This is a genomic window from Thiobacillus sp. SCUT-2 (assembly GCF_035621355.1).
GTDB classification, from domain to species: domain Bacteria; phylum Pseudomonadota; class Gammaproteobacteria; order Burkholderiales; family Thiobacillaceae; genus Thiobacillus; species Thiobacillus sedimenti.
This window is the reverse complement of the sequence record NZ_CP141769.1, coordinates 1,615,535-1,633,306: the sequence shown is the minus strand read 5'-3', so window position 1 is coordinate 1,633,306 and position 17,772 is coordinate 1,615,535. Positions and strand designations below refer to the sequence as shown.

At 64.7% G+C, this 17,772-nt stretch carries 17 protein-coding genes; 2 read left to right on the top strand and 15 right to left on the bottom strand.

The annotated features are described in order from the left end of the window. Positions 1-94: 94 nt before the first annotated feature. The 4 genes from VA613_RS07995 to VA613_RS07980 form a co-directional block, all read right to left on the bottom strand. Complete coding sequence (locus VA613_RS07995) at positions 95-1,165, bottom strand: GGDEF domain-containing protein (RefSeq protein ID WP_324778577.1); 1,071 nt, start codon at positions 1,163-1,165, stop codon at positions 95-97. Between the two features lie 121 nt (positions 1,166-1,286). Continuing rightward, the gene (locus tag VA613_RS07990; RefSeq protein WP_324778576.1) at positions 1,287-1,937 is read right to left on the bottom strand and encodes a class I SAM-dependent methyltransferase; all 651 of its coding nucleotides are present in this window, start codon (positions 1,935-1,937) and stop codon (positions 1,287-1,289) included. Positions 1,938-2,003: 66 nt separating this feature from the next. Continuing rightward, positions 2,004-3,140 carry a GGDEF domain-containing protein gene (locus VA613_RS07985; protein WP_324778575.1) on the bottom strand — a complete coding sequence of 379 codons (1,137 nt, stop codon included), beginning with the start codon at positions 3,138-3,140 and terminating at the stop codon, positions 2,004-2,006. A 134-nt stretch (positions 3,141-3,274) separates the two neighbouring features. Next, the gene (locus VA613_RS07980; RefSeq protein WP_324778574.1) at positions 3,275-3,778 is read right to left on the bottom strand and encodes a DNA-deoxyinosine glycosylase; all 504 of its coding nucleotides are present in this window, start codon (positions 3,776-3,778) and stop codon (positions 3,275-3,277) included. Positions 3,779-4,005: 227 nt separating this feature from the next. On the opposite strand from VA613_RS07980, the gene VA613_RS07975 reads away from it, so the two are divergent. Beyond that, positions 4,006-4,203, top strand: a complete 198-nt coding sequence (locus tag VA613_RS07975) for a hypothetical protein (protein WP_324778573.1) — start codon at positions 4,006-4,008, stop codon at positions 4,201-4,203. A 20-nt stretch (positions 4,204-4,223) separates the two neighbouring features. Here the strand turns inward: VA613_RS07975 and VA613_RS07970 are convergent, their stop codons facing one another. The 10 genes from VA613_RS07970 to VA613_RS07925 all read right to left on the bottom strand — a co-directional run bounded on the left by VA613_RS07970 (position 4,224) and on the right by VA613_RS07925 (position 14,549). Next, a complete protein-coding gene (locus VA613_RS07970; RefSeq protein WP_324778572.1) occupies positions 4,224-4,604 on the bottom strand; it encodes a hypothetical protein in 381 nt (126 codons plus the stop codon). Positions 4,605-4,736: 132 nt separating this feature from the next. After that, positions 4,737-5,285 carry a cytochrome b gene (locus VA613_RS07965; RefSeq protein WP_324778571.1) on the bottom strand — a complete coding sequence of 183 codons (549 nt, stop codon included), beginning with the start codon at positions 5,283-5,285 and terminating at the stop codon, positions 4,737-4,739. 145 nt (positions 5,286-5,430) lie between these two features. Beyond that, a complete protein-coding gene (locus tag VA613_RS07960; RefSeq protein ID WP_324778570.1) occupies positions 5,431-6,321 on the bottom strand; it encodes a TauD/TfdA family dioxygenase in 891 nt (296 codons plus the stop codon). Positions 6,322-6,738: 417 nt separating this feature from the next. After that, a complete protein-coding gene (locus VA613_RS07955; RefSeq protein WP_324778569.1) occupies positions 6,739-7,485 on the bottom strand; it encodes an SAM-dependent methyltransferase in 747 nt (248 codons plus the stop codon). Between the two features lie 188 nt (positions 7,486-7,673). Continuing rightward, complete coding sequence (locus VA613_RS07950) at positions 7,674-8,270, bottom strand: hypothetical protein (protein WP_324778568.1); 597 nt, start codon at positions 8,268-8,270, stop codon at positions 7,674-7,676. Positions 8,271-8,410: 140 nt separating this feature from the next. Beyond that, positions 8,411-9,670: a hypothetical protein gene (locus VA613_RS07945; protein ID WP_324778567.1), complete on the bottom strand. Its 1,260-nt coding sequence runs from the start codon at positions 9,668-9,670 to the stop codon at positions 8,411-8,413. Positions 9,671-9,729: 59 nt separating this feature from the next. Further along, positions 9,730-10,365, bottom strand: coding sequence for a hypothetical protein (locus tag VA613_RS07940; RefSeq protein WP_324778566.1), 636 nt, complete (start codon positions 10,363-10,365; stop codon positions 9,730-9,732). Positions 10,366-10,640: 275 nt separating this feature from the next. Next, positions 10,641-12,539, bottom strand: a complete 1,899-nt coding sequence (htpG, locus tag VA613_RS07935) for a molecular chaperone HtpG (protein WP_324778565.1) — start codon at positions 12,537-12,539, stop codon at positions 10,641-10,643. Between the two features lie 88 nt (positions 12,540-12,627). Next, a complete protein-coding gene (locus VA613_RS07930) occupies positions 12,628-13,653 on the bottom strand; it encodes a glycosyltransferase family 4 protein (protein ID WP_324778564.1) in 1,026 nt (341 codons plus the stop codon). Beyond that, positions 13,650-14,549, bottom strand: coding sequence for a UDP-2,3-diacylglucosamine diphosphatase (locus VA613_RS07925; protein ID WP_324778563.1), 900 nt, complete (start codon positions 14,547-14,549; stop codon positions 13,650-13,652). The genes VA613_RS07930 and VA613_RS07925 overlap by 4 nt, the downstream gene beginning before the upstream one ends. A gap of 134 nt (positions 14,550-14,683) precedes the next feature. On the opposite strand from VA613_RS07925, the gene VA613_RS07920 reads away from it, so the two are divergent. Beyond that, positions 14,684-15,643, top strand: a complete 960-nt coding sequence (locus VA613_RS07920; protein WP_324778562.1) for a hypothetical protein — start codon at positions 14,684-14,686, stop codon at positions 15,641-15,643. A 45-nt stretch (positions 15,644-15,688) separates the two neighbouring features. On the opposite strand, the gene ppk1 is transcribed toward VA613_RS07920, so the two are convergent. Beyond that, entirely contained in the window at positions 15,689-17,758 is a 2,070-nt protein-coding gene (gene ppk1 / locus VA613_RS07915; RefSeq protein WP_324778561.1) for a polyphosphate kinase 1, read from the bottom strand. Positions 17,759-17,772 lie beyond the last annotated feature (14 nt).

The window sequence follows — 17,772 nt, the reverse complement described above, 5'->3', positions numbered from 1 at the left end:
CCCCGTCGCGGGGCTTTCCCGGATTAGACGCCGTCGCGGCGACACGGGCAAGTGCGTCGGCCCCTCCGGCGGCGGGCGTGACGCGCCCGGGCGGTCAGGCGGCGCGGGCGACCTGCGGTCCCGTCGGCTCGCCGAGGGCGCTCACCGTCACCACGCAATCCTTGCCTTCCCGCTTGCCCTGGAGCAGGCCGCCGTCGACCGCCGACAGCGCCGCGAGGAAGTCGTCCCCGGGCTGCAGCTGGGCGATCGCGGCCGTCAGGGTGAAGGTCAGGCTCGCGTCGTTCCAGTTCAGCGGCTTGCCGGCGAGGCGCGCGCGCAGCTTGTCGGCGAGCACGCGTGCGCCCTCGAGATCGGTCTCCGGAAGCAGCAGCAGGAACTCCTCGCCGCCCCAGCGCGCGATGTGGTCCTGGCGGCGCATGACGGTGCGCAGGCAACGCGCGATCTGCTTCAGCGCGAGGTCGCCGCACTCGTGGCCATGCTGGTCGTTGATGCCCTTGAAATTGTCGATGTCCGCCATGAGCAGGGTGGCGGGCTTGCCGCTGCGCTCCAGCCGCGCCAGTTCCAGTTCGACCATGCCCAGCATGTGGCGCCGGTTGTAGAGGCCGGTCAGCGGGTCCAGCGTGGCGAGCTGCGCCAGCTCGTTCTCCGCCTGCCGCGCCACCGATGAATAGAAGCCGGTCACGTAGGCGACGAAGCCGAACGCGGCGAAGGTGTTGAACGTGCGCACCCAGAGCAGGGTATCCGGGCTCAGGGGCGCCGCGCCCGCTTGCGTGACGGGAGACAGGTCAAGCGTGGCGTAGGCTGCGGCGATGCCGGCCAGGTAGACCAGCTTGGCCGGCAGGCGCCAGTGCGGATGGAAGAAGGCCGCCGGAATCAGCGCGAACACGTAGTACTGGAAGCCGCTCTCGAAGCCCAGTGCCGACAGCGCGAGGCGGGCGTGCAGGATCACCTCGACCGTCGTCAGCAGCAGCGTCACGGTGAAGCGGCCCCGGCGAAGCTGGAACGCGAGCAGGGCATACAGCGCCACGCTGCCGGCGTTGAAGAGGGCGAGGTCGCGGAAACCGGTCAGCGCGAAGAAGACGCCGAATGCGACGTGCAGGGCGAGCGCCGCCCACACGCTATGGGTGATCAGATCCAGGTATCGGAGGTGCGCCGGTGAGGTCATCGATGCGGTCTTGCGCAGGGGACGGCCATAAAGAGTGGACGAAATATACTACGTCTGGCCAGAAATTCCGTTTATGGGCGTGCATCCAAGACCATTCCATCAACAATGGTATTCATGGCATTCATGCGCCTTCCCGCCGCGCGGTCATCAGGAACACCGGGTAATCGCGCGTGCCGCCGGCATGTTCCTTGGCGATGCTGAAAACGGTCTGGAAGCCGACCTCGGCGAAGCCCGCGCCGGCCGCGCGCCGGGCCAGGTCCGCGCGGTCGAAGCCGTGGTGCACGTCGACCTCGATCCCGTGGAAGCTGCCGTCCTCCCGGTCGAGGTCGGCGATGCACAGGTAGCCGCCCGGCTGCAGCAGGTCGTGGAAGACGCGCAGGATGCGGTCGGTGTCGGGCACGTGGTGCAGCGTCATCGACGTGTAGACCAGATCGAAGCGCCCGGCCGGCGGCGGGTCGGCAAGCAGGTCGAGCTTGGCCGGCGTCATGTTCGTCGCGCCCTGCGCGGCGATCTTCTCGGCCACGACCTCGAGCATGCCGGCCGAACTGTCCGCCAGCAGGATCGCGCCGAGTTCGTCCTTGAGCGGGAACGACAGCAGGCCCGTGCCGCAGCCGTAGTCGAGGGCGCGCATGCGCGGCGAAAGCGGCACGCTCGCGCGGATGGCCTCGGCGATCTTGAGTCCGCGCTCGCGGAACACCGGGTTGTCGTCCCATTGGCGGGCCTTGGCGTCGAAATGCGCCGCGTCGAGTCGGGTGGTTTGCGTGGAAGTCATGACGATGCCTGGAAAGGCGCCTGCAGGCGCGGATACGGGGAAGGCGAACGGCCGTCGCCGGCGGGCTCAGCCGGCCTGCGTCTGGTTGCGGCCAAGCGCCTTCGATTTATATAGGGCGTTGTCCGCCCGCGTCAACAGGTCGGCAACGGTGTCGTCCGCGTCGTGCCATTCGGCGATGCCGATGCTGACCGTCCAGCCGACCGGCGCGCTGTCGCGGGCCGCCTCGTGAAACCGCTGCGCGACGCGCGCGGCCTGCTGCTGGTCGGTGCCGGGCAGCACCACGAGGAATTCGTCGCCGCCGAAGCGGGTGAGCAGGTCCGCTTCGCGCAGGAGCGTCTTCGCGGTCCGCGCGAACTCGACCAGCACGCGGTCGCCTTCGAGATGGCCGCGGCTGTCGTTGATCGCCTTGAAGTGGTCGAGGTCGACCAGCATGACCGCGAGCCGGCTGCCGAAGCGGCGCGCCCGCGCGATCTCGCGATGCAGTTCCTGCATCGCCGCCTTCTTGTTGAGGCACTGGGTCAGGTCGTCGTAGCGGCTGCTGAATTCCAGGTCCCGGCGCAGCTTTTCCGTGGCGAGCATGATCAGGCTGATCGTGGCGAGCGGGAGCATGACGGCGGGGAGCGCCACGAAGAACAGGTTCGGCATCGACGCGTCGAACGGCCCCGTCGGGTGGTCGATGCCCAGCACCAGCCCGCCGAGGCGCACGATCCGCACGCCGGCCAGGATCGCCAGCGCGAGCACCAGCAGGGTGCGGCCCGCAGTACGCGGCAGCGCCTTGAGCGCCAGGCCGAGCTGGTCCAGGATCACGACGAGCGTGAACGCGCTGTGCGCCGCCACCCGCAGGCGGATATCCGGCTGCACGTAGGTGAGCCAGACGAACAGCGCGGCATAGACGGCGACGAACAGCACTCGCCATCCCGTGCGGGCACCCGCCTTCACGCCGCAGAACGCCTGCGTGCCGGCGTTCATCAGCATGAAGCCGCCCAGCACCAGCACGTTGGCGAGCACGATGCTGAACGCGTCCGGAACGAGGTCGCGTGCGACGAAGAGGCCGAGGCTCGCGGCCATTGCCAGCGTCGCCAGCGTCCACTGGTCCAGCCCCTGCACGCTCTTCGGGTAGGTGCGCGCGATGATGAACAGGATGCCGCTCATGGCGAGCGCCACGCAACACGACACGACAAGGATCAGCAGGGCAGCATTCATGGTTCAACCGCGTTGTGGTTTGCCCGTGGAGACTGCGTAACGGCGGTCGCGGGCAGCGCGATTATCCTTGGTTTTGCGGGAGGCGCGCAGGCATCGTCGCGGCGGGCCGGCAAGCGGGTGAGCCGGCTGCAGGGTCATGCCCGCAGCGCCGCCGCCCAGCGCGCCCGCTTTTCCTCGAACGGCATCGCGGCATGCGCCGGGCTGGTCGAGGGCAGGGTCGCGCAGGGGATCGCACGCAGCGTTTGCGGCAGGCCGGGCAGCACCAGGTGGCGGTAGAGCTCGGCTGCCTTGCCGCCGTTGAAGCCGATCAGCGCGATGTGCGGATGGCTGGCGAGAAAGGCGGCGAGGTCGTTCGGCACCACGCTCGCGTGGACGATGGCGGCATCGAGGCTGCCGGGCCGCTGCGCGGCGGCGCAAACGTCCCACAGCGCGATGCCGTGTCCCAGCAGACGTTGCGTGCGTTCCGGGTAGGGCAGCTCGGGGCCGGCGCCGAACAGGGCGCCCATGATCCGCCAGAAGGCGTTGTGCGGCTGCGCGTAGTACTGCCGCTGCCGCAGCGAGACCTGGCCCGGCAGGCTGCCGAGGATCAGGATGCGCGCGTGCGCATCGGCGATGGGCGGGAAACCTCGGGCGTGCATCGCTCAGGGGATGATCGCGGCGCATCCGCGCGGCCCGCACGACGGCGCGTGACCGCGCGCCGGGCCTCCGGCTACAGATATCGCCATATTCGATACGAAAGGCAGATAAATTTCGTTTGTTTCATGTTTCGCCAAAAGATACCCTTGGCATGAATGTTTTATAAACCGGGCGCACCCGCTGTCCCGCCCGCGCCAGTCGCTTCTGCGCGCCGGAAAAAAGGTGAAACATGAAATCTCCGACCCATTACATTGCCTTCTCGGGAGGGCAGGTGCTGAAGAGCAACGCGCCCTGGCTGGTGTACGGCTGGCTGGCCCCGGATGGCGCATTCGTCGCGCTGGACGGACGCAAGTTCCCGGGCGACCTGGCCGTGCCGATCAACCCGGCCGACGCGTCCGGTGGCGCGTCCGGAGCCGCGGGGCGCTGACGCCCGGCGCTCGACCGGGCTTAGGCTTCGTCCTGCAGGGCAGCCTGCATCGCCTGCTCGCTCACGGGGTAGGTCAGCACGGCGTGGACGGGAAACAGTTCCAGCAGCTTGCCGATGTGGTCCGCTTCGCGCGGATGCATGAGCACGATGATCTTCGCCTTCGGCGCCCGGGATTGCAGCGTGCGGATCGTCACGTCCAGGTTCGAGACGTTCGCGCCGGCGTAGTTGTTGCCCCAGCCGTAGATGAACTCGCCGACGAAGAAGTCGGGCACCTGCTTCTGCAGCGCCCGGTGCAGGTTGCGCGCCGAGGTGAAGCGCTCGGCCGTGATGCCGAGCTTCTGGTACAGCGCGCCGAGGTCGGGGTGGAAGGGGGATTCGATCAGGGAATAGAGCGTTCTCATGCGGCGAAGCGTGTGTCGTGTGAGCGGTTGCGGTTCCGAAGGGCAGGGACGCCGGAATAGCGCGGCGTAATTGCCGGCCCGATCATCCGGCGGCACCCGGAAACTATACGCGAAGCAACCGGTGACGACAGCCTAGGCGCGTCTCGGTAGCATGCGGGTCAGCGTATTGTCGCGTGCGATGTAATGATGGTACAGCGCGGCGGCCGCGTGCAGGCCGATCAGGAAATAGCCTATCGTTCCGACGGTTTCGTGCAGTTCCTCGAGCTGCTTGGCAAGCGCCTTGTTTTCACCGACCAGGGCCGGCAGTTCGAGGCCGAAGAACGGGATCGGCTTTCCCGCGGCGCTGAGCGTGAGCCATCCAGCGAGCGGCATGCCGATCATGAATGCGTACAGCGCCAGATGCAGCAGCTTCGCGGCGCGCTCCTGGAGCGCCGGGGGGCGGGGCTGGATGGCGGGCGCAGGCCGCGAGAGGCGGGCCGTCAGCCTCACCCAGACCAGCATGAACACCAGCAGGCCGAGCATGAAGTGCCACGTCTTCATGAGTTCCCGCGCGTCGCTGCCTTTTGCGAATATCTCGTGCAGTTCGATCGCGCCGTACACGCCAACGAACAACAGCAGCATCAGCCAGTGAATGCCGATCATGAAGGCGCCGTAGCGCTGCGCAGCGGGTTCGAGGTTCATGTTCCTATCCTTTCGACAGTCGGGGCCGGCCCAGCGCGGACGGCTCGTCGTCCGCCTTCGGGCAAGACCGGGAGGCGGCTGACGGCAGCATCGCGCGCGATGCTTAACGCTTCCTTAAGCGGAGGGGCGCCGCGCCGCCGCCTGCTCAGCCCGGATAGCCGGGGTTGACCCGGTCGTGGAAACGCGCGCGGAAGAGCAGCCGCTTCTTCGCCGCGTCGTCGCTGTCGACGAGCCGCTCGCGCGTATGCAGGACGTTGTTCGAAATCAGGCCCATCCCCGATTCGAGGCGGCCCTCGATGACATGCGCCGACTCGTTCGAGATCAGGGATTCCAGAACGTCCCTGGCGGCGGCGACGTCGCGCTCGCCGGACCAGGCCATGTCCGTCTTGCGGAAGGAGAACCGGTGGCACAAATGGCCGTCGGCATTGGTCCAGAAGACTTTTCCGCCCCGCTGCGCGTCGACCTCACCCGTCGCCGGATTCCGGTAGTTGAAGCAATCCCTGTTCATCAGGACATCGAGGGCGTCGGGCGCCTTGTCCCGGAGATGGATGTAAAGCATCTCGTGATCCAGCACCTTGTTGCTCCCGCCTTCCAGCGCGGGGCGCTTGCACAGGAGAAACAGCGCCTCGATCGGATTGTCAGAGCCGTAATACGTCGCGTCGGTATGCCAGTTGCAGTGCCGGGTGGAGAAGGGGATCGCGTGGTTCAGGATGCCCGAATCGGTCAACTCGTCGGACTGCGGATGACGGGCGGACTTGTCGGTGCGTGTAACGCCGAGCTGCCGTCCCAGAGCCAGCAGGGAGGCCATGTCCAGTTCGGCGGCCCCCGCCGTGAAGACGCACATGTTGGCCCGTTCCACGGTTTCCAGGATCTTGGTCCGCTCGGCGGGCTGGATGGCGGTCATGTCGCCCAGTTCGACGACGAGGTCGCCGACGTTCCCCGGGTAGGCTGCCAGCTTCTCGTCCCGCCACTTCAGATAGTCGTCATCCGAGGCCAGATCGAACCGTTTGGGATATCTCGCGTGCCACTGTTTCATGATTCGTGCCTCGCTTGGTCTGGGATATTGGGAGCGGAATATCGTATACGGAATTCGAGAAAAATCCGAGCGTGCGGCTTCAAGTCCACGCCCTAAGGCAAGACGTGCAGCAAAGGCCCGGCCGCAGTTGCGCTGCTCCGCGCACGTTCATGCGGAAACAGGCGTTCGGTCCGTGCCCGTGAACCGCAGCCGCCGAAACGAGTCGGATCAGGAACAACAGGCGGCGAGTTGATATGCCGGATTCACACGCAGCCTCCGTTGCGCCTCGCGCCTGGTCGGTCGAGCAGATTCCGTTCGACCGCCTCGAGCATGAGCGTATTGCCGGCGAAGACACGTGGTTCCATGTGCTGGCGGCCGCGTCGTTCGCAAAGCTGACCCCTTTAATTGGCGCGGCTCAGGGCGCCGAGTCATCCCACATCACCGCGCCATCAGCGCGAACGCGCCCCAGCCCAGGTATTCACGCGTGTAGGCGGCATAGCGCGCGGGCTCCGACGTCAGCTGGGCTCGCACCTCTTTCGCCAATTCGTCGTCGGGGTTGGCTTCGAGCCATCGGCGCATGGTCAGCCACTTGGCCGCCTCGTACCGGTCCCAGCTGTCCTGGTCTGCCAGAACCATTTCCACCACGTCGTAGCCGAGGCCGCCGAAAGACGCGAGCAGTTCCGGAAGCCCGAGGAAGTCGGAGATCGAGCCGGCAAGGCACCCCCTGGCAACGTCTTCCGTCGGCGGCATCTGCCGCCAGTAGGGCTCGCCGATGAGGATGATCCCTCCCGGGCCAAGGCTCTGCGCCAGAAGCGCGATCGTGCCCGCGACACCTCCACCGATCCACGAGGCGCCGACACAGGCAGCCACCCCGGCCTTCTGGTCGGAGACGTAGCCCGTCGCATCGCCGTGGATGAACGCGACCTGGTCGGCGACACCGAGTTCTTCAGCCCGGCGTTTCGCCTGTTCGGTGAACAGCTGGCTCAGGTCGATGCCGGTGCCGACGACGCCGTGATCGCGTGCCCAGGTGCACAGCATCTCGCCCGAACCGCTGCCGAGGTCGAGCACCCGGGTCCCCGTTTCCAGACGCAGCGCCGCGCCGAGCGTGGCGAGCTTTTCGGGCGTGAACGGGTTGTGGATGCGGTGCGCGCTTTCGGTGACGTTGAATATTCGAGGGATGTCCACGGTGGATAGCCTCCTCAGCGTGATGGTTCACCCGGCCGCATTAGCGTTGCATTGCAGGACGTGCCGCACAGTTTTCTTGCCCCGCGGTTTTCAGGTGGGCGGATGTGTTAATGCAAGACCTCGACGCTGGTCGAGTATTCGAGCCTGGTCCCTTTAATTATTTCTTTTAATCCTAGTTTGGTTAGGCGTCATTGCGTGAGGCAAACAACTCGCCATGGGAAAGGCTGCTTCATTTGCTCCAGGACTAAGTGGTCAAGAATTGTAGTGTAAGACTCCAATTCAATTTCTTGGTCTGCGTTCCAAGCAGCCTGGAAGTGGTTTAGCCACTCAGAGTCAGGCAGAACTAGCACTGCTTCAGCAGGCGAGATAGGGAGGGCGGCGCACTGCACGCGCCACTCCCTTTCCCACGTGAAGTCTATAGGCGGTTCAGCGGTTGGCTCGTAGCGGACATGACGCCAGCGCGCGGCTTCCCGGAGCTGTTCAAACTCGTCGTCCGTCTGGTAGATCACCGGCCGACCGCCATGGTCGAATATGTGTTTCTTGGGCAATAGAATTCCGAACGGGGAGTACCTTGTGAAAGAACCATCGTTCAATAGCTGGTCAGCAACTGCAGGGAGTGGTGCCTCTGTTAGGCAAACGCATCGGTATCCGCCTTTGATGAAACCATTTCCTCCAAGGATGACGCCAGAGTTCGAGATCTCAATGAGTTTGGCGAGCGCCTCACCCCAGTCCGCACCGCGAGTGAAGTGAATGAGCGAGTCGCTAATATCGGGCCGCGCAGTCATGTGTTTTGGGAGACAAAAAGGAAGTGTAGGGAGCTAGGCATGCATGTCGCTAGTTAGTAAGGTGACTAGAGATATTCGAGCCTGACCCTTTCGATTTATCTAATCTGTTAATTTCGTCCGCTCAAGATTTCGCCGAGATCTTAGGCGTTCTCAAATGGGTATCGTTGTATATACATTTTCATGATGAGTTCCAGGCGTGTGCTGTCCGGACTGGAAGCGAGTCGTTGACGCTCGGATATTGGCATGTCCGCAGCCAGCATTTCGAAATCCATTAATGTGAATTCGTGTTCGACTCCGTCAAAAGTAAGCCCTGCGATCACTTCGTCACTAGTCTTGCTGTAGTTGTCGCTGCCTTCTAAGAACGCTTCCAACAACTGCTCTTCAAACCAGAAGATGGCTCCAGCTGGAAGAGATACCGTCGTTCTCCGAATCAGTTTTTCTGGGGGGATCTCTCTGGCGTCAGGACGATTCCCTAACGTGGTAATAATCGCTTCAAATATTCCGAGTGCCTGTCGGGACCGTCGATCTAGGTTTGAAGTTGGAATTCCGTACGATGAGAATCTCGTTGCCGTTGTCGGTGGATGCGTTATCAGTGATGGAATATGAATCTGCAGCCAGCAGTAAAGCAAGTTACGACAGCCGCTAAACATCGGCATGTCCATCGTTGAGTCACCGATCTTTATCAGCTTGTCCTGGACAACGTCTCTTGCATGATCATTGGTCAGACCAAAGGTAAGGCCATTGTGAGCAAATGCAACTTTCGTCACATCTGCTGCGATGAAACCGTATGTCTTTTTGTTGTCATGCCTGCGCGGCATTCGCTCGATCAATTGATTCCGGGCTTTTATCAGGTTTTGTCGAAAATTATTCGAACTAGCAATTCTCTTGCACTCTAAATAGAACGCGTGTTTCGCGGTTGTTGCAATTACATCGGTGCCGGTTGACAGGTCGACTTCGCATCCAGCTTGACAGAAGTAGCTCGCTATTCTTAGCTCGAACTGGGTATTTCGCGACTCTGTGTGGGTATCTAAGGCAGCAAAGTCGCTTCCACCAATAATTTTTCTGAGTTTATCGTCCACGCCCTTTGGAATATGCACCTTGAGACCCTTTAGGATCCACATCAGTTCGTGGACCTCTCTCAGAACATAGAGCTTCCAATCAAGGTCACTTTGAAATCGAGTATCGGAAATGTTTTTAAAAATATGGGCTTCGTTGATTGGGTTACCAGACGTGGCTTGCTCAAGGTATTTCTTGTACCGATCTATTCGAGTGTTATTAGTCGATATCCCTCGAGATTCGAAGAATGACTGTAGTTCGATAAGATCCGCAACGTGGGCAGAGAGCTGCAACCACGGGATCGAGTGAGTTGGTACTGGATAAGACCGTTTCTCTTTCATCATCAGCGCTAAAGCAAGGGTTAAAGGGGCCAGGCTGAACTGGCCTCATTTGTTACTCGCAACTAGCCAAATCGAGTAAGTGAATAACCGCGTCCGATGATGTACTTGAGAAATTCGCGACCGTCCTCGGTTATTGAAACAACATCGCCTTCTACCGACACCCCCTTTGCGGCGTCTGCAAGCCATGCGAGCCATGGCTCGAACGCGTAATTCCGGTAATAGTCGGGGAAGGTTCGCGCAGATTGGTCGTAAAAACCCCGAACCTGAGTGAGGTTTAGTGCTTGTGTATTTACGGCCTGTAGAACTGCCAATTGGCTGCCGAGGATTGAAAAATTTACTGTTTCAAAATGCCAGCCGATTTGCCATCCACTGAGTGAGCGAACAAGTTGCGCCTCATGTTCAGCTGGAGGAACCTTCTGCAGCCACTCACGAATAGATGTTTCGAAACGCCCGACAAGAGAGTTCGGTGGTGGCAGCTCGGCTGGTGGGGTGTTCGCTGTTAGAAGGAGGCCCTCATCTGAACCCGGCTGCTGGGGACTGGGGTCAAACTCTGCGGATCCGAACTTTCTCAAACGATCGACAGCTTTCCCAATGGCTGACTCGAACTTGCCTACAGCAAACAAGCCTAATCGATAAAGCATGTATGCCCAGATAATTGTTGCAGTAGTTGGTTGAAGAAAATCAGCGAGCCAATTCATGTTGGTGCCTCAAATTCCGCAGTAGAAATTTCTACCGGCTCATTTTATTGAGGTGATGACGTTTGCCTAGGCAAGCACACCTATCTCCCTTTTACCCCTGCGCACAACCGAGTGCATGTTGGATAGGACTTAGGATTGCAGCATTCGGGTGAGCGCGCAACTTTGCGACTGGGCCTAAGCAACCAAATAAGCGCGGCTGATTGCTCAGTCGCGCTTGATCCAACACATGCGGTCATTCGTGTTTCGACAAGCTCAACACGAACGGCCTGTTACCTTCAACTCGGCAACATCGCCAGCAACCCATTCAACCGCCGCACGAAGCTCGCCGGATCGTCGAGCTGACCGCCTTCTGCCAGCAGCGCCTGCTCGAACAGCAGATTCGCCCAGTCTTTGAAGCGATCTTCGTCGGATTCGCTGTTGAGGCGTGTGACCAGGGCATGGGCAGGGTTGATCTCCAGCGTGGGCTTGACGGTGGGCGCGGCCTGGCCGGCGGCCTTGAGCAGGCGTTCGAGGTTGGCGCTCATGTCGCCTTCGCCGGTGACGAGGCAGGCGGGCGAGTCGGTGAGGCGGTGGGTGACGCGGACGTCCTTGACGCGCTCGCCGAGCGTGGTCTTGATGCGCTCGACCAGGGGCTTCATCGACTCCTCGGCTTCCTTCTGCGCGGTCTTTTCGGCTTCGTCTTCGAGTTCGCCCAGATCGAGGCCGCCCTTGGCGACGGACTTCAGCGGTTTGCCTTCGAACTCGGCGAGGTTGCCGGTCAGCCATTCGTCGACGCGGTCGGACAGCAGCAGGACCTCGATGCCTTTCTTGCGGAAGATTTCGAGGTGCGGGCTGTGCTGAGCGGCGGCGAAGCTGTCGGCGGTGATGTAGTAGATCGCGCTCTGGCCTTCCTTCATGCGGCCGACGTAGTCCTTGAGCGAGACGACCTGGGCATCCGTGTCGGTGTGGGTGGAGGCGAAGCGGAGCAGGGCGGCGATCTTCTCGCGGTTGGCATGGTCCTCGCCCGGGCCTTCCTTCAGCACCTTGCCGAAGGCCTTCCAGAACGTGGCGTACTGCTCGGGCTGGTTGTCGGCCATGTCTTCGAGCATGCCCAGCACCTTCTTCACCGAGCCATTCTTGATGGCGTCGATGTCGCGGCTCGACTGCAGGATCTCGCGCGAGACGTTGAGCGGCAGGTCAGACGAGTCGATGACGCCGCGGACGAAGCGCAGGTATTGCGGCATCAGCTGCTCGGCGTCGTCCATGATGAAGACGCGGCGCACGTACAGCTTGATGCCATGCCGCTTCTCGCGGTCCCACAGGTCGAACGGCGCGTGCGACGGGACATAAAGCAGCGAGATGTATTCCTGCTTGCCCTCGACGCGGTTGTGCGACCAGGCGAGCGGCGGCTCGAAGTCGTGGGCGACGTGCTTGTAGAACTCCTTGTACTCGTCCTCGGTCACGTCCTTCTTGGCGCGCGCCCACAGCGCGGAGGCCTTGTTGACGGTCTCGTCCTCGTCGGTGGGGACTTCGACGCCGTCCTTCCATTCCGTCTTCTTCATCACGATCGGCAGCGTGATGTGGTCGGAATAGGTGCGGATGACCGACTTGATCTTCCAGTCGGAGAGGAACTCGTCCTCGCCTTCTCGCAGATGCAGCACGATCTCGGTGCCGCGCGCGGGCTTCTCGACGGTTTCCAGCGTGTAGTCGCCGGCGCCAGCGGATTCCCAGCGCACGCCGTGCTCGGAAGTGAGGCCGGCGCGGCGGGTGGTGAGCGTGACGCGGTCGGCGACGATGAAGGCGGAGTAGAAGCCGACACCGAACTGGCCGATCAGCGCGGCGTCCTTCTTCTGGTCGCCGGACAGCTGGCTGAAGAATTCGCGGGTGCCGGATTTTGCAATCGTGCCGATGTGGTCGATGACCTCCTGCCGGCTCATGCCGATGCCGTTGTCGCTGATCGTCAGCGTGCGCGCCTCGCGGTCGAAGGCGATGCGGATCTTGAGGTCGGGGTCGTTCTCGAACAGCGCGGAATCCGACAGCCCTTCGAAGCGCAGCTTGTCGGCGGCGTCGGAGGCGTTGGAAATGAGTTCGCGCAGGAAAATGTCCTTGTTGGAATACAAGGAATGGATCATCAGCTGCAGCAGCTGTTTGACTTCGGCCTGGAAGCCCAGGGTTTCTTTGGTGGTGGCGGACATGCCTTGATCTCCCATGACTACGCACAAAGGTGGCGGGGAGATGGGGGCGGGGCGGAGGGTTTCAAGCCCCGCCCCGGGGAAGATGGCGTTACGCGGCCGCCGGGGCGGCTTCCGGCGCAGCCACCGGATGCAGGTGCGCGACGAATTGCTCGGTGGCGGCGCGCCAGGAGAACTGCTCGGCGTGGGCGCGCGCGGTGCCGCGGTCGATGTCGAGCGCGGCCAGGCAGGCCTCGCGCAGGTCATCGCGCATCGCGCCGGCGGCGGAATCGCCGAGGACGTCGAGGGGGCCGGTGACCGGGTAGGCGGCGACGGGCAGGCCGCAGGCCATGGCCTCGAGCAGCACCAGCCCGAAGGTGTCGGTGCGGCTCGGGAAGACGAACACGTCGGCGGCGGCGTAGACCTCGGCCAGTTCCGGCTGCTGCAGCACGCCGAGGTAGTGCGCGTCGGGAAAGCGGGCGCGCAGGCCGGCCAGCGCCGGGCCGTCGCCGACCACCCATTTCGAGCCGGGCAGGTCGAGCTCCAGGAAGGCCTCGACGTTCTTCTCGACGGCGACGCGGCCGACGTAGAGGAAGATCGGTCGCGCGGTGTCGAGCCGATGCGACGGCTGCATGCGGAACACGTCGAGGTCGACGCCGCGGGTCCACAGCACGACGTTGTCGAAGCCGAACGCCTCGAGGTCGGCCTTGACCGTCGGCGTGGGCGCCATGACGGCCCGCGCGGGGGCGTGGAACCAGCGCAGGAAGCGATAGGTCCAGGCCAGCGGGATGCCGGTCCGTGCCCTGACGTATTCGGGGAAACGGGTGTGGTAGGCGGTGGTGAACGGCATCCCGGTGCGCAGCGCATGGCGGCGCGCGGCCAAGCCGAGCGGCCCCTCGGTGGCGATGTGCAGCGCATCCGGCGCGTAATCGCGGATGCGCCGGCGCACCGCCGCGCCGGCGAGGATCGAGAGGCGGATGTCGGGATAGGTGGGGCAGGGCAGGGTGCGGAATTCCTGCGGCGACAGGATGTCGACCGCGTGGCCCATCGCCTCGAGTTCGCGGCGCGTGGTGCGCAGGGTGCGGACGACGCCGTTGACCTGGGGCGACCAGGCGTCGGTCACGATCATCACTTTCATGCGGTCTCCAGTGTGCGGGTCTTGCGGTGGGCGGCTGGTTCCGACAGGCAGGCGGTCCAGTGGATCACTTCGAGGCGGCCGTCGGCGTGCTCGGCGAGCGCGGTCAGGCTCTCCACCCAGTCGCCGTCGTTGCAGTACAGCAGCTCGTCGATGGGGCGGATCTCCGCCTTGTGGATGTGGCCGCAGATGACGCCGTCGCAGCCGCGCCGGCGCGCCTCGTCGGCCATCACCTTCTCGAAGGCGGTAATGAAGCTGACCGCGTTCTTGACCTTGTGCTTCAGATACTGCGACAGCGACCAGTACGGGTAGCCCATGCGCGTGCGCATGCCGTTGAACCAGCGGTTGAGGGCCAGGATCAGCGTGTAGCCGGTGTCGCCCAGGTAGGCGAGCCAGCGCGCGTGCTGCATCACGCCGTCGAACAGGTCGCCGTGGGTGACGAGGAAGCGCCGGCCGTCGGCGGTGACGTGGATCACTTCGTCGGCCACCTCGATGTCGCCGAAGGCCAGCCCCATGAACTGGCGCGCCATGGAGTCGTGGTTGCCCGGCACGTAGATCACCCGCGTGCCCTTGCGCGCCTTGCGGAGCAGCTTCTGCACCACGTCGTTGTGCGACTGCGGCCAGTACCAGCCGTGGCGCAGCTGCCAGCCGTCGATGATGTCGCCGACCAGGTACAGCGTGTCCGATTCGTTGTGCTTCAGGAAGTCGAGCAGGTAGCGGGCCTGGCAGCCGGCCGTGCCGAGGTGCACGTCGGAAATCCACAGCGTGCGGTAGTGGCGCGGAGCGGTCGCGGGGAGCGGCTCGTCGGGCACGCCGGCGACCGGCGCCACACAGCCGGTTGCCGGCTGCGGCGGGCTGGCCGTGCGTTCGCGGAAAAGGGTGGTGACGCGATTCAGCATGGCGCCATGAAGCCACGCGCATGTGAAGCGCGTATGGCAGGCGCGTGACGTTTCGTTGACGCCGCGGACTTGGCAGGGCGCGGATTTGCACGCAGGATTGGGCAGTCAAGGACATCTGCCGACAGGAGACCTGCATGAATCTGCGTCACGTCTTGATTGCCGCCGGGCTCGCGACGCTGGCCGGCTGCGCCGTAGGCCCGGACTGGGGCGACGAGGGGGCATACGGGCCGGGCTACCCGGTCTATCGCGATACCGACGCCTACGGCGGCTACTTCTACGTCCAGATCGTCTACATCGACGGCGAGCCCTGGTATGTCGACGACGATCGCCGCGCGCATCCGGTCCCGCCGCACCTGCGCAGCCATTTCCGCCAGTCGGGGTGGGCCCGCTCGCTGCCGCCGCGCTTCGGCCACGACGACGACGTGCGCGACGGCTACCGGCTGTCGCGCATCGTCTACGTCAACGACGTGCCGCTCTACGTCGACGACGACCGTCGGGCGCGTCCGCTGCCGGTGCAGGAGCGCAGCCGGTTCTCGTATCAGGGCGTCGTGAGGCCGCGCGACGCCGGCCGCACCGGGCGCGAACCGCAAGCCCTTCCGCAGCCGCGCTACGACAACGCGCCGCGGCCGCTGCCGCCGGCGTCTGGCCGTGAGCCCGAACGCCCGCAGTCGCCCGCCTACGGCCGCGAGCGCCAGACGCCGCCGGCGGACGGACGGGTGCAGGAGCGCGGGACGCCGCCGGATTACGGCCGCGAACGCGACCGCTCGGGGCCGCCTTCCGCCGTGCCGCAGCCCTTGCCGAGGCCGGCGGCCCCGCCGGAGCGCGTGCGCGAGATGCCGCAAGGCCGCCCGCAGCAGCCGGCCGACCGGGATGACCGTGGGCAGCCTCCCGGACGGGGGGCGGAGCAGTTGCCCGACCGCGGCGCGACCACGGGCCGTCCGCCGTCGCAGGGGCGTGGGCGCAAGGCGGACGACGGGCAGCGGCCGGGCGGCGCCGACGCACGAAAGAACGGCCAGCCTTCCGGCAACACGGAACGGCGGAAAGACGATGGGCAGGGCACGCGCCGAGGCGTGGGGGACCCGGGCGGCAACTGAGCCGCCGTCCGATTCGCACCGCGCCCGGTCCGCGCCGCCGGGCGCCTATTTCTTCGGCTTGCCCAGCAGCGCCAGCAGTTCGCTCTGCGCGCAGTAGGCCTTGGCGCCGCGCTTGGCGCGCCGGCGATAACTGCCGTCTGGCTGCATCTCCCAGGCCTGGACGTTGTCGCGCAGGTAGGGCTTGAGGCCTTCGGCGATGACGCGCTTCCTGAGTTTGGGGTTGAGGATCGGGAAGCCGGTCTCGATGCGGCGGAAGAAGTTGCGGTCCATCCAGTCTGCGGACGAGAGGTAGACCTTTTCGTCGCCGCCGTTCCTGAAGTAGAAGATGCGCGTGTGCTCGAGGAAGCGGCCGACCACCGAGCGCACGCGGATGTGCTCGGAGAGCCCGGGAATGCCGGGCCTCAACGCGCAGACGCCGCGCACGACGAGGTCGATCTTCACGCCGGCCTGGCTGGCGGCGTAGAGCGCGGCGATGACCTGCGGCTCGAGCAGCGCGTTCATCTTGGCGATGATCGCGGCGGGCTTGCCGGCGGCGGCGAGCTCGGCCTCGTGCTTGATCGCGGCGACGACTTCGCTGTGCAGCGTGAAGGGCGATTGCCACAGGCGCTTCAGCTTGCCGGCCTTGCCGAGGCCGGTGATCTGGGTGAACAGGCTGCCGACGTCGGCGGTGACGGCGTCGTCGCAGGTCAGCAGGCCGAAGTCGGTGTAGAGGCGTGCGGTGCGGGCGTGGTAGTTGCCGGTGCCCAGATGCGCATAGCGCTTGAGCGCGCCTTCCTCGCGGCGGATCACCAGCGCGAGCTTGGCGTGGGTCTTGTGGCCGACGACGCCGTAGACGACATGCGCGCCGACCTCCTCCAGCTTCGCCGCCCAGTTGATGTTGGCCTCCTCGTCGAAGCGCGCCAGCAGCTCGACCACGACGGTGACTTCCTTGCCCGACTGCGCGGCGCGGATCAGCGCCTGCATCAGCTGCGAGTCGGTGCCCGTGCGGTAGACGGTCTGGCGGATGGCGACGACGTGGGGGTCGGCGGCGGCCTGCTCGATGAAATCGATCACCGGCTGGAAGGATTCGAAGGGGTGGTGCAGCAGGATGTCGCCCTTGCGGATCTGCGCGAAGATGTCCTCGTCCTTGGCCAGCCGTGCGGGCAGCGACGGAAGGAAGGGCGCGAACTTGAGGTCGGGGCGGTCGACCCAGTCGGGCACCTGCATCAGGCGCACCAGGTTCACCGGGCCGCGTTCCTGGTAGAGGTCCTCGGCGTCGAGCTCGAACTGCTCGAGCAGGAAGGCGGCCATGGCCGGCGAGCAGTTGTCGGCGACCTCGAGCCGGACCGCGGCGCCGAAGTTGCGCTGCGGCAGTTCGCCCTGCAGCGCCTGGCGCAGGTTCTTGGTCTCCTCGTCGTCGACGAAGAGGTCGGAGTTGCGGGTGACGCGGAACTGGTAGCAGCCCTGCACCGCCATGCCGGTGAAGAGCTCGCCGACGTGGGCGTGCAGGATCGACGACAGGAAGACGAAGCCGTATTCGCAGCCGGCGATCTCCTCCGGCATGCGGATGACGCGCGGCAGCGCACGCGGCGCCTGCACCACGGCGGCGCCGGAATTGCGGCCGAAGGCGTCGCGGCCGGAGAGCTCGACGGCGAAGTTGAGGCTCTTGTTGAGCACGCGCGGAAACGGATGCGACGGGTCGAGCCCCACCGGCGTCAGCACCGGCATCAGCTCGCGGAAGAAATAGTCGCGGATCCACGCCGCCTGCGCCTCGCTCCAGCGCGTGCGGCGGATGAAGTGGATGCCCTGCTCGGCGAGCGCCGGGATGATCGCCTCGTTGAACAGCGCATACTGCCGGGCGACCAGCGCGTGCGCCGTCTCGGCGACGGCGCGGAACTGCTGGCGCGGCGTCATGCCGTCGGGCGAGCGCTGGGTCGAACTGGCGCGGATCTGCTCCTTGAGGCCGGCCACGCGCACCTCGAAGAACTCGTCCAGGTTGGAGGCGAAGATGCAGAGGAATCGGAGCCGCTCCAGCAGCGGCACCCTGGGATCCTCGGCCTGCGCCAGCACGCGGCGCTGGAATTCGAGGATGCCGAGTTCGCGGTTGAGCAGGGTGTCGGGGACGGGGGGGCTCATCTTTCTGGTATTCG